Origin of the sequence: Microbulbifer sp. ALW1, assembly GCF_009903625.1 — a bacterium.
GTDB lineage: Bacteria > Pseudomonadota > Gammaproteobacteria > Pseudomonadales > Cellvibrionaceae > Microbulbifer.
On the sequence record NZ_CP047569.1, the window covers coordinates 1,383,519 to 1,395,930 of the forward strand.

Sequence of the window (12,412 nt, forward strand, 5' to 3'; positions counted from 1 at the left end):
ACCCATCCCTGGGGGCTCTGCAAAAACATCCTGTTTTTGAAGGTCTCACAAACCTGCACCCGATACCGGCACCTGCTCGGAAATTTTTGATTTCTTAACGAATTGCTTTGTCTCAGGTTGAAGCTTCCGGAGCGCCTTCTTGTTCTGGTTCGCTTTCAGGCTTCAGCTCACCATTTTTCAGCGCCGTGTAATACGCATCGGTAATCACAAATTTGCGCATCAGCAGTCCCAAAAGGAAGTGGAACAGGCCGGGGATAATGGTGAGCATCAAGGCGATACCGGTAAGAGTGAATTCGCTCTGGGTTTCTCCGGCTTCGTATCCGAAATAGGTGAGCAGCAAACCGGTAATAAAGCCGGCGAGGCCGGCGCCGGCTTTCTGGCAGAAGGAAATTCCGCCGAAGGCGAGGCCGCTCACGCGTTGGCCGGTTTTGGCGTGACCGTAGTCGACGGCTTCGGCGATGGCAGACCAGAACACCGGAGCGTGCAGGTCAACGACGAAGGAAAGCAGAATGTAGAGCGCGAAGGCCAGTGCAATATCGCCGGGGGATACCGCGAAAAACATCAGGGCACTGAGAATGCCGACGAGCATTTGCGACCAGCTGAATAATTTAATTTTGCAGAAGCGCTTGGTGATCCAGGTGGAGGCGACCATGGAGACGATGGAGGCGGCGATACCGGCACTGGTGAACTGGGCGGCCAGGGATTCGTTGCCGCCGAGGTAGTAGATCGCGTAGTAGAAGGCCACGCCGCCGCGCAGTGCATAACCAATGGTGCCCAGGATGCAGGCGCCGGCGAGGATCAGCCACTGGTCATTTTTAACCAGCAACTTCAACTGTTGTCCCAGGGGTTGTTTATCCACCACATGCTCGACTCGTTCACGGGTGGTGAAGAAGCACATCACCAGCAGCAGAACGCCCACCAGGGACATAAAACCCATGGCCAGCTGGTAGCCCTTGGCCATGTCGCCGCCGCCCCAGGATTGGGCCAGCACCGGCACCGAGGCCACGATGACGACGTTGGCAATCTTGGCAAAGAACATGCGGTAGCCGTTTGCCGACAGTCGCTCCTGCGGATCGCTGGTGAGCACGCCGATGTAGGAAATGTACGGGATGGCCACACCGGTAAACATGAGTGTGGCAAACAGGTAGGTGACGTAGGCCCACACCAGTTTCGCGTTGTAATCGAGGTCCGGGGTGGTGAACAGTAGGAAGACCGCAAAGCCATAGGGAATGGCGAGATACAGGAACCAGGGGCGGAAGCGGCCGTGACGGCCTTTGAATTTGTCCGTGAGCAATCCCATCAGCGGGTCGCTCAGGGCATCGACCAAACGCGCAGCGAGGAATAGTGTTCCAACATGCGCCGGTTTCAGGCCGAAGATGTCCGTATAAAAGTACTGCATGAAGTAGAACATGGCTGCGATCATCACGTTCACGGCCATATCGCCGGCACCGAAACCGACTTTTTCCACCACAGACAACTTGCTCGACTGCTGCATGGTGCTTTCTCTCTTATTATCGATCGCTTGTCGTACCGGAGCTTTTATTGCGTTTGTCCGTACGTTTATTTTTTTTGGACGCCCTGTTTATTGTCCTGAACGGTGAGCGTAGTTCGTTTGGGCGCGACAGAATATATATATTATTGTAATATTAAAGTCAAAGCGCAGGAGGGGTAAGGCCCCGGAACCGTGCATCGACTTTTAACTCGCCGGGAATAGGCGTACATTTCGCAGTTACGCTTCCGGAAACGGGCGCGAAACTTCTGTATCCTACCCGGCGGAAATGTACAAAAGCTGTGCGATCGTACCAGATGTTGTGCGATTCAGGTCGAAAATTAATCAGTCCGATTTTTTTACCGGTTAGTCCGGGGTAAGGCTGGTTGTTCCGCTGCATCAACGATTTTCGGAATCGGCGGCACCAGAAAAGGCAAGCATTATGGTTAAACAAGTCAGGGAAAATAGGCCGCGCAGCGTGCACGCCTGGGTCGCTTACGAGCTGGGCACGCGCATCGTGACCGGCTATTACGAGCCCGGTGCCTATATTCCCAACGAGGCCACCATTGGCGAAGAGCTGAATGTATCCCGCACGGCATTGCGGGAAGCCTTCAAGATCCTCACGGCCAAGGGGCTGATTGAATCCCGTCCCAAGCTGGGTACCCGGGTACGCCCGCGGGAATTCTGGAATATGTTCGACTCTGAAGTGTTGCGCTGGTGTTTTGACTCCACCCCTTCACCGGAATTCCTGCGCTCCCTGTTTGAAGTGCGGGAAATGATCGAGCCCACCTCTGCCGCCCTGGCGGCCAAGCGTGCCACCGATGAGCAGATCGAGGCGATGGAAAAAGCCTACAAGGCGATGGAAACTGCCGAGCCGGGCACCGAAGAAGTGATTCTCACGGATATCGAATTCCATATGGCCATCCTGCGCGGAACCAATAATGAGTTTATGGTTTCCCTGGGGGAGTCGATCAAGACTGCGCTGATGGGGCTCTTCCGAATCAGTAGCTCCAAAGAGGCGGCCTATCAGGCGTCTTTGCCTGGCCACCACGCCGTGTTCCTCGGTATTCGCGATCGCGATCCGGAGCGTGCGCGTTTCGAAATGAAATCCCTGCTGTCCAAGTCGGTGCACAAGGCGCTGGATCACCTGGCAGAGGAAGAGGGAAATGCTGGAGCGGACGGCAAGGTAGATATTGCGGTGTAATTCCTTTGCCCCCTGGTGCATGTGAAATAAAAAGGGCAGCTCATGGAGCTGCCCTTTTTATTTGCGAGTTTGGTTCCCTTAGAGGGTTTTCACCTTGGGAATCACGCGTTCCACCACTTTCAGTGTGTTGCGCAGCGGGCGGCCAAAGGTTGGCGACTCGATTTCAAAGCGGTCGCCGGCCTGGGGCTGGATCCCGTCACCGAAGCTCAGGGTGGCGGTGCCGAAAAAGTGCACCTGCACATGGCCGGGGCGGCAGAAATTGTTGTACTTGAAGTGGTGGTCTTCCAGGTTCTCGATGGTGTGGGACATATTGTCCTCACCGCTCACAAAACTCTTCTCCCAGATGATGTCCTCGCCGCGCACAATGCGGGAGATCCCTTCGATATGCTTGGGCAGCTCACCCAGTAATAGCTCCGGGCCGAAGGAGCAGTGGCGCAGTTTGGAGTGGGCCAGGTAGAGGTAGTTCTGGCGCTCGGTCACATGGTCCGAGAGTTCATTGCCGATGGCGAAGCCGATGCGGCAGGGAGTGCCGTTAGCGTCATTGATATAGATACCGGCAATTTCCGGTTCCTCACCGGCATCCAGGGCAAAGGATGGGCTGGGGATGGATGCCTCCGGCGGGATTACGCAGTCGCCATCGCCCTTGTAGAACCACTCCGGCTGTACGCCGGTTTCGCCCTGTGCGGGTTTGCCACCTTCAACGCCCATTTTGAACATCTTCATGGTGTCGGTCATATCTTCCACCTTGCCGGTGGCGTTCTGGGCGTGCATTGCGGCGCGGGTGTCCGCGCTGCCCAGATGGGTAAGCCCGGTTCCCGCTACCATCAGCTGGGTGGCCTGCGGGTGGTCGATGGGTGACAGCAGTCGGCTTTCATCGATGATCTGCTGATAGTCCAGGCGAATATCGGACAGCAGTGAGCTGGCCAGAACTTCCAGGCCGGTGTTGCTTGCCAGCGCGCGCTGGGCCAGCTGGTATACGGTTTCGACATCCTTCAGCTGGTCGATGGTATTGCTGTCGACCACGGCGCCCACTGCGCGCTGGCCGGATTCGGTGGTGAACTGGATCAGTCTCATCGCTTTTTCTTCTCTATTAGCCTGCTGTTCGGGACCACCGGCATCTCTCTGCGTCCCTTTCAAAGCGCTGGTTAAGCGGCGCTGGCCAGGAGCTATACAGTGCCCGGTGGAGGGGGTATTTTCTGTGCAGCGCCGTGTAAAAAATGTTCTCTGTGACGCTGGCCATTATTAATATCATACAATATGATGTATCTCAATGAGCGCACTTAAAAGGTGCCACTGAGGCTTGCGATGACAGAAATCGGGGCAAATTGATTCCGAAGCTTGTCCCGATTTTTAATAAGTCATACAATAATAGTTATGAGAGAGTAAATGGGGTTCAATAATAATGGCCAGTGATAACAAGAAGACGGTCCTGCGGTCGGCCAATTGGTTCGGTACCCGTGACAAAAACGGTTTTATGTACCGCAGTTGGATGAAGAACCAGGGCATCCCCGAGCATCATTTTGAGGGCAAGCCGGTTATCGGTATCTGCAACACCTGGTCCGAGCTGACCCCGTGTAATGCCCACTTCCGCAAAATTGCCGAGCACGTCAAAAAGGGCGTGATTGAAGCCGGCGGCGTGCCGGTAGAATTTCCGGTATTTTCCAACGGTGAATCCAACCTGCGTCCCACCGCCATGTTTACCCGCAACCTGGCCGCCATGGATACGGAAGAGGCTATCCGCGGCAACCCGCTTGATGCGGTTGTTCTGCTGGTGGGTTGCGACAAAACCACTCCGGCCCTGCTGATGGGGGCCGCCAGCTGCAATCTGCCCACTATCGTGGTTACCGGCGGCCCTATGTTGAACGGCAAGCACAAGGGCAAGGACGTAGGTTCCGGTACCCTGGTGTGGCAGGCCCACGAAGAGTACAAGGCCGGCAATATTTCCCTGCACGAATTCCTGAGCGCTGAGGCGAGCATGTCCCGCTCTGCGGGTACCTGTAACACCATGGGTACCGCGTCCACCATGGCGTGTATGGCGGAGTCCCTCGGCACCAGCCTGCCGCACAATGCCGCGATTCCCGCAGTGGATTCCCGCCGCTATGTGCTGGCGCACCTGTCCGGCATGCGCATTGTTGATATGGTGCATGAGGACCTGACCCTGTCCAAGGTGCTGACCAAAGACGCCTTTATCAATGCGATTCGCACCAATGCCGCCATCGGTGGCTCTACCAACGCGGTTATCCACCTCAAGGCCATTGCCGGTCGCATGGGCGTGGACCTGAATCTGGACGACTGGAAAGAAGGGCGCGAAGTCCCGACCCTGGTCAACCTGCAGCCGTCCGGCAAGTACCTGATGGAAGAGTTTTATTACGCGGGAGGCCTGCCGGCTGTGTTGCGCCGCCTGGGCGAATCCGGTGCCTTGAACAAGGACTGCCTGACCGTCAATGGCAAGACCATTGGCGAGAACGTGGAAGATGCACCCTGTTACAACGACGATGTCATTCGCCCGCTGGACAATCCGCTGGTAGAAAATGGCGGTATCTGTGTGTTGCGCGGCAACCTGGCGCCGCGCGGTGCGGTGCTGAAGCCCTCGGCGGCAAGTCCCGAGCTGATGAACCACCGCGGCCGCGCGGTAGTGTTCGAAGACTTCGAACACTACAAATCCCGCGTGGTAGATCCGGATCTGGATATCGATGAAACCTGCGTGATGGTGCTGAAAAATTGCGGCCCCAAGGGATATCCAGGGATGGCGGAAGTGGGCAACATGGGCCTGCCGCCCAAGGTACTGAAAAAGGGCATCAAGGACATGGTGCGTATTTCCGACGCGCGCATGAGTGGCACTGCCTTTGGTACCGTAGTGTTGCACACGGCCCCGGAAGCCATGGAGTTTGGCCCGCTGGCGGCGGTGCAGGATGGCGACATGATTCACCTGGATGCGCACAATGGTGTGCTGCATCTCGAAGTATCCGATGAAGAAATAGCTGCGCGCCTGGAAAAACTGAAAGCCGATCGCGTGATCGCCACTACCAGCGGTTATGAGGCCATGTACCGCAATCATGTGATGCAGGCCGACGAAGGCTGTGACTTCGATTTTCTGGTGGGCTGCCGCGGTTCAGAAGTACCGCCGCACTCTCACTAACGGGAAGCGCTGTACACACCAGATAGATTTTCTACAGGTAACCATTAATCCGGTTTATCACGTTTGACTCCCGGCGCCCTTCGGGGCGCCTTTTTTCACTCAGGCGTACCGGCCCTACCTGTCGACCGGATTCAGTAGAATCCATGCGATCCACTCCGCAGAGAGTGGGCGCAGTAATGACAACGAATAATGCATAAAGCGAGCGAGTGATGACGCTGACCAATCAATATCCGAGCCTTAATGGCAAAACCGTATTTGTTTCCGGCGGCGGTTCCGGCATTGGCGCCAGCCTGGTGGAGTCTTTTTTCCAGCAGGGTGCCAAAGTTGCCTTTGTGGATATTCAGGAAGACGTATCCTCCGCACTGGTCGAGCGACTGCGCAACGAAAGTGCGGCAGGCGAAGTGCGCTTTTACCCCTGCGACCTCACCGATATCAACCGCTTGCAATCGGTTATTGCGCAGGCGGCGGAAGAGCTGGGCCCCATCTCGGTACTTATCAATAACGCCGCCAATGACACGCGCCACGATTTTCGTGAGGTAACTCCGGAACAGTGGGACAAGTGTCTCGCCGTCAATATGCGCCACCACTTCTTTGCGGCGCAGGCGGTATATCCCTATATGAAAGCACTGGGAGCGGGTTCCATCATCAACCTCGGTTCCATGAGCTGGCACGCAGGTCAGGGTGGCATGCCCGGCTATACCAGTGCCAAGGCATCCATCGAAGGCCTGACCCGTGGTTTGGCCCGCGACATGGGCCCGGACCGAATCCGCGTGAATTGCCTGGTGCCCGGTTGGGTGATGACCGAAAAGCAACTGGCCGAGCGGGTCGATGACGCTGCACGCGAAGCCATCGACAAGGGCCAGAGTGTAAAAGATCCACTGATGCCGGAGAGCATCAGTGCCATGGCCCTGTTCCTGGCTTCCGACGATGCCTCTATGTGCACCGCACAGAATTTCATCGTCGACGGCGGCTGGATTTAAAAACTTAGGAGAAACCAATGACGATTACCGGAAAACAACTGATCGCAGGCAACTGGGTGGACGGCCGTGCCGGATCATTTCATGGCGTAAATCCGGCCACCGGTGAAAACCTGGCACCGGCGATCAGCTCCGCGGATGAGTTCCAGGTAACCGAAGCGGTGAATGCCGCCAGCGCCTGCGCCACGGAATTTGCCAATCTGGCACCGGCCAAGCGCGCTGCATTCCTCAACGCCTGCGCCGACGAAATCATGAACCTGGGCGATGAGCTGCTGGAGCGTGTCTCTGCAGAGACCGGCTACCCGTTGGCCCGCGCCCAGGGCGAGCGCGGCCGTACCTGCGGCCAGCTGCGCCTGTTTGCAGACTGGATTGTAAAAGGTGAATACCTGGATGCGCGCATCGATACCGCCATGCCGGATCGTGAACCGCTGCCGCGCCCTGACCTGCGTTCCTTCAATCAGGCACTGGGACCGGTGGCGGTCTTCGGTGCGAGCAACTTCCCGCTGGCGTTCTCCGTCGCCGGTGGGGACACCGCGGCGGCATTTGCCGCCGGTTGTCCGGTGATTGTAAAAGGCCACAACTCCCACCCGGGCACCAGCGAGCTGGTAGCCCAGGCGATTGATAAGGCCGTAAAAAACACCGGCATGCCTGCGGGTGTTTTCTCTCTGATCATGGGTTCCGGGCGCCGCGTGGGCGCCGAGCTGGTAAAGGCGCCGGGAGTAAAAGCGGTTGGCTTCACCGGTTCCTTGCAGGGCGGTATGGCGCTGTTCAACCTGGCCAACGCACGCCCGGAACCGATTCCTGTGTTTGCAGAAATGGGCAGCATCAACCCGGTCGTACTCTTGTCAGAAGCGCTGCAAGAAAAAGCTGAAACCATCGCCGAAGGCTTTGTCGGCTCCCTGACCCTGGGTACCGGTCAGTTCTGTGTGAACCCTGGGCTGGTGCTGGCAGTGGAAGGTGAAGGTCTGGATCGCTTTATCGCGGCCACCAGCGATGCACTGGCCAAGGTCGGCGCAGGTGTGATGTTGAATGAAAATACCCTGGCCGGATACCAGAGCGGCGTTGCCCGCCTGCGCGATCAGCAGGGCGTGGAACAGGTTGGCTGTGGTGAAGCCGCTGGTGACGATAGAGGGTTCACTTGCCAGGCGGGTCTGTTGACCGTGGATGGTAAGAACTTCCTCGCCAACAAAGAGCTGCAGGAAGAAGTCTTCGGCCCCATGTCGCTGGTAGTGAAGTGTCGCGATCGCAGCGAACTACTGCAGGCAATTGCTTCACTGCAGGGCCAGCTGACCGGAACTCTGCAGTGCACCGAATCGGAGCTCGCGGGGTACGGCGATCTGGTAGAAATCCTGCGGCAGAAAGTCGGCCGTGTGGTTTGCAACAATTTCCCTACGGGTGTGGAAGTGTGTCATTCCATGATGCACGGTGGTCCTTTCCCTGCGGCTACCGATGCGCGCTTCACTTCCGTCGGCACCATGTCCATCGCGCGCTTTGTGCGCCCGATCTGCTTCCAGAACTATCCGGAAGCACTGCTGCCGGAGGCCCTGAAAAACGCCAATCCGCTCAACATTGCGCGGCTGGTAAATGGTGAAAAAAGCAGTGATGCATTCTGAACTGAACATGCCCAGCGGGATAGTCGCCTCTGAGCTGCCCATCGGCAGCGGTAATCGACCGCTGCAGTTGATTACGCTGGAGAACAGTCGCGGTACCCGGGTCACCTTGTGTGACCTCGGTGCCAGCCTGTATTCCATCCACACCAAAGACCGCTATGGCCACAGCGATAATATCCTGCTGACCTACGCCGATCCTCAGCACTGGCTGGAGAACGATGGCTACCTTGGTGTGACTGCGGGTCGGGTTGCCAACCGCATTGGCGGTGCGTGTTTTGAACTGGGTGGTGAGACTTTCCTGCTGCCGGCCAACGATGGTGAAAACCATTTGCACGGTGGCCCGGAGGGTTTGCATAGCAAGCGCTGGCAGCTGGTGCAAAGCGAATCTTCGGCGCGTTTCCAGTCGGTGACTTTTCGCTGTGTCAGTGCAGACGGAGAGGGCGGATATCCGGGTAATCTGGATATTGAGCTGACGTATTGTCTGGATGAGGATGATGCTCTGACCCTGGAGTTTCGTGCGGTAACCGATGCGGAAACGCCGGTGGCGTTGACCAATCACTGTTACTGGAATCTGGCAGGGCGTGACGGAATCCTCGAGCATGAGCTGGAGATCTACGCTGACCAGCTGCTGCGCCTGAACGATCAGCTGATTCCTACTGGTGAGTTGCTCGAGGTTGCGGATACACCGGTGGATTTCCGCAAGCGCAAGCAAATTGGCCGTGATATCGAGTGGTGGCCGGGTGGTTACGATAATTTCTGGGTGGTGGATGAGACCGCGGACAAGGCTCTGAAGCCGATTGCATCTCTGGTACATCCGTCGTCCGGGCGTGCGGTAAAAATTTTCTCCAGTGAGGCTGGGGTCCAGTTTTACAGCGGAAATTTCCTGGATGGCAGCCGCAATCGCGATGACGGCTCCCCCATGAATCAGTATGCGGGATTGTGTTTGGAAACCCACGGTTTCCCGGATGCGCCTAATCACAGTAATTTCCCTTCTGTAATTTTGAAGAAGGGTGAGCAGTACCGGCAGACAACGATTTACCAGTTTTCTGCGGAATAAACTCTTTCTTCGTAGTGAAATTTTTGCTGCGAAGGCTTCGGTTCGGCAGGGGTATCCGGGACTGTCTGCGAGAGGGACCTCGCAGACAAGCCCCCAGGGATGGGTTTACGGCGTGTCCCGGATACCCCTGCCGGACTGGAGCCGCCACTAGTGGTTATTCCTTGCCAAGTAAATGCTGCAGGGTAGCGACTAGCTGGCCGTAGTGGCGCCCCCGTCGCCGGTAAGCGGTTCACGAGACACGCCGTGAACCCATCCATGGGGGCTCGGCTGCGGCCATCCAGGCCGCAGACGGTCTCGTGAACCGCTTCCCGGCAACGGGAGCTTCGCGTCTGAGTATCTAGTGTTCGTTCACAAAGATGGGTGGACCTACAAAGGGAGCCAAGCTCCCAACAATAAATATAAACAATCCAAAGTGATGAGGAGTCCGCTATGAAGATCTCTCGAATCCTGTCTGGCGCTTTTGCCCTGGCCTTGTGTGCCAGCCAGAGTGCACTCGCAACCACCATTGGTTTTTCCCAGGTCGGCTCGGAAAGTGGCTGGCGCACCAGCTTCAGCGAGTCGGTCAAAGCGGAAGCGGAAAAGCGTGGTATCACGCTGAAGTTCTCCGATGCCCAGCAGAAGCAGGAAAACCAGATCAAGGCGGTGCGCAGTTTTATCGCCCAAGGGGTCGATGCGATCATGATTGCGCCGGTGGTGGAGACTGGCTGGAAGCCGGTGTTGCGCGAAGCCAAACGCGCGCGGATTCCGGTGGTTATTCTCGACCGCAATATCGATGTGAATAACCAAACGCTGTTTCTTACCCGCATCGCTTCCGATTTTGTTGAGGAGGGACGTCGTGCGGCGCAGTGGTTGATGGATGAAACCGGCGGTAACTGCAAAATTCTCGAGCTGCAGGGTACGGTGGGTGCTACCGCGGCGATTGACCGGATGAAGGGGTTTAATGAGGTGATCGCCGAGTACCCCAATGCGGAAGTCGTGCGTAGCCAGACCGGTGAATTTACCCGTACCAAGGGTAAAGAGGTAATGGAAGCCATGCTCAAGGCGGAGAGCAGCGGTAAGGATATTTGTGCGCTCTGGTCCCACAACGACGAGATGGCCATTGGTGCCATTCAGGCGATAAAGGAAGCGGGGCTGAAGCCGGGTAAGGATATGCTGGTGGTTTCTGTGGACGGTGTGCCGGATTATTTCAAGGCGATGGCAGATGGCGATGCCAATGCTACGGTGGAGCTGAACCCGCATCTGGGGGCGCCGGCGTTTGATGTGATTGAGGCCTACCTGAAGGGCGATCGCAAGGTGGAGAAACTGATTACCACCACCGGTGACCTGTTTACCCAGGAAACCGCCGCTGCAGAATACGCGAAGCGCTCAAAATAATAGAACTAGGCGCGATAGCCGGCAGGTAAACACCATGACGTTGTTAAGTCTGAGCAAAGTCGAAAAGCGCTACCCGGGGGTTAAAGCCCTGGACGGCGTGGATTTCCAGTTGCGCGAGGGCGAGGTCCACGCGCTATTGGGGGAGAACGGGGCTGGGAAGTCCACGCTGGTAAAGGTGATGACCGGTGCGCTGCAAGGTGACGGTGGCAGCATGGCCTATCTGGGTGAACCGCTAAAGCTGAAGAGTACCGCGCACGCGCAAGCCGTGGGTATCAGCACGGTTTACCAGGAGGTCAACCTGTTGCCCAATCTTACAGTGGCACAGAACCTGTACCTGGGGCGTGAGCCGAAAAAGTTCGGGTTGATCGACTGGAAGCGGATCAATCGTCAGTCAAAAGAAGTACTGAAGCGCTTTGACCTGGATATTGACGTTACCCGGCCGCTATCGACGTTTTCTGTTGCGATTCAGCAGTTGATCGCCATCGCTCGCGGTGTGGATATGTCGGCGAAGGTGCTGGTGCTGGATGAGCCCACCGCGAGTCTCGACGCGGAGGAATGCGAGAAGCTATTTTCCGTGATGCGCGAGTTGAAGGCCAAGGGCATCGGCATTGTGTTTATTACCCACTTTCTCGATCAGGTATACGCGGTGTGCGATCGCATCACTGTGTTGCGCAACGGTCAGCTGGTTGGGGAGTTCGAGGCGGCCAGCCTTCCTCGCAGTGCGCTGGTAGGGCATATGCTCGGCAAGGAGCTGCAGGCGGAAACCAAAGTTCAGGCTGGAGATTTACAGACTGGAGAGTTGCAGGCTAAAGAGCAGCGGGAGCAAAAGGCACTCGCGGAAACCTTACTGGAACTGGATGAGGTTGCGGTGCGTGGTTCACTGCACCCCACCTCCCTGAGGGTGCGCCGCGGTGAGGCGGTGGGCCTAGCGGGCTTGCTCGGCTCCGGGCGTTCAGAAGTCTGCCGTGCGGTCTTCGGTGTGGATAAAACGACCGGCGGTAAACTGACCTTCAAAAACTCGCAGCAGAACTTTTCACAACCCGCGGAAGCCATTGTTCAGGGGTTGGCGCTGTGCCCGGAAGACCGCAAGACCAGCGGTATCGTTGGCCCGCTATCTATTCGCGAAAATATCGCGTTGGCACTACAAGCGCGACGGGGCTGGTGGCGTCCGATGAACCGTGCCGAGCAGCAGGCGCTGGCGGAGCGGTTTATCGCCGAGCTGCAAATTGCGACACCGGATGCGGAAAAGCCCATCGAACAGTTGAGTGGCGGCAATCAGCAGAAAGTCATTCTCGCCCGCTGGCTGGCCACCAATCCGCAATTGCTGGTACTGGACGAGCCTACACGTGGCGTCGACATAGGTGCACACGCAGAAATTCTCAAGCTGATCAAAAAATTCTGCGGCGACGGCATGTCTCTGTTGGTAACCTCTTCCGAGCTGGATGAGCTGGTTGCCTTCTCCGATCGTGTTGCAGTAATGCGTGATCGCCGCAAGGTGGCGGAGATCGAGGGCGACGACATTACCGAAGGCAATATCATGCAGGCGATTGCGGAGGCGTAAC

9 protein-coding genes are annotated in these 12,412 nt (G+C 57.0%); 7 read left to right on the forward strand and 2 right to left on the reverse strand.

What is annotated here, in order from left to right; all coding sequences use genetic code 11:
* Positions 1–112: 112 nt before the first annotated feature.
* Positions 113–1,495: an MFS transporter gene (locus tag GRX76_RS05740; protein WP_160152432.1), complete on the reverse strand. Its 1,383-nt coding sequence runs from the start codon at positions 1,493–1,495 to the stop codon at positions 113–115.
* Positions 1,496–1,931: 436 nt separating this feature from the next.
* On the opposite strand from GRX76_RS05740, the gene GRX76_RS05745 reads away from it, so the two are divergent.
* Complete coding sequence (locus GRX76_RS05745; protein WP_160152433.1) at positions 1,932–2,693, forward strand: FadR/GntR family transcriptional regulator; 762 nt, start codon at positions 1,932–1,934, stop codon at positions 2,691–2,693.
* A 78-nt stretch (positions 2,694–2,771) separates the two neighbouring features.
* On the opposite strand, the gene araD1 is transcribed toward GRX76_RS05745, so the two are convergent.
* Entirely contained in the window at positions 2,772–3,767 is a 996-nt protein-coding gene (gene araD1 / locus GRX76_RS05750) for an AraD1 family protein (protein ID WP_160152434.1), read from the reverse strand.
* Positions 3,768–4,095: 328 nt separating this feature from the next.
* Here araD1 and GRX76_RS05755 point away from each other — a divergent pair, with 328 nt between their 5' ends.
* From GRX76_RS05755 to GRX76_RS05780, 6 genes are all read left to right on the forward strand, one after another.
* The gene (locus GRX76_RS05755) at positions 4,096–5,832 is read left to right on the forward strand and encodes an IlvD/Edd family dehydratase (RefSeq protein ID WP_160152435.1); all 1,737 of its coding nucleotides are present in this window, start codon (positions 4,096–4,098) and stop codon (positions 5,830–5,832) included.
* A gap of 209 nt (positions 5,833–6,041) precedes the next feature.
* On the forward strand, positions 6,042–6,812 hold the full coding sequence (locus GRX76_RS05760) for an SDR family NAD(P)-dependent oxidoreductase (protein WP_160152436.1): 771 nt from the start codon (positions 6,042–6,044) through the stop codon (positions 6,810–6,812).
* 17 nt (positions 6,813–6,829) lie between these two features.
* Entirely contained in the window at positions 6,830–8,422 is a 1,593-nt protein-coding gene (locus tag GRX76_RS05765; protein WP_160152437.1) for an aldehyde dehydrogenase (NADP(+)), read from the forward strand.
* The gene (locus GRX76_RS05770; RefSeq protein WP_236250563.1) at positions 8,412–9,476 is read left to right on the forward strand and encodes an aldose epimerase family protein; all 1,065 of its coding nucleotides are present in this window, start codon (positions 8,412–8,414) and stop codon (positions 9,474–9,476) included. The genes GRX76_RS05765 and GRX76_RS05770 overlap by 11 nt, the downstream gene beginning before the upstream one ends.
* Positions 9,477–9,905: 429 nt before the next feature.
* Positions 9,906–10,850, forward strand: a complete 945-nt coding sequence (locus GRX76_RS05775) for an ABC transporter substrate-binding protein (protein WP_160152439.1) — start codon at positions 9,906–9,908, stop codon at positions 10,848–10,850.
* A 34-nt stretch (positions 10,851–10,884) separates the two neighbouring features.
* Complete coding sequence (locus GRX76_RS05780) at positions 10,885–12,411, forward strand: sugar ABC transporter ATP-binding protein (protein WP_160152440.1); 1,527 nt, start codon at positions 10,885–10,887, stop codon at positions 12,409–12,411.
* The last annotated feature ends 1 nt before the right edge of the window (position 12,412 follow it).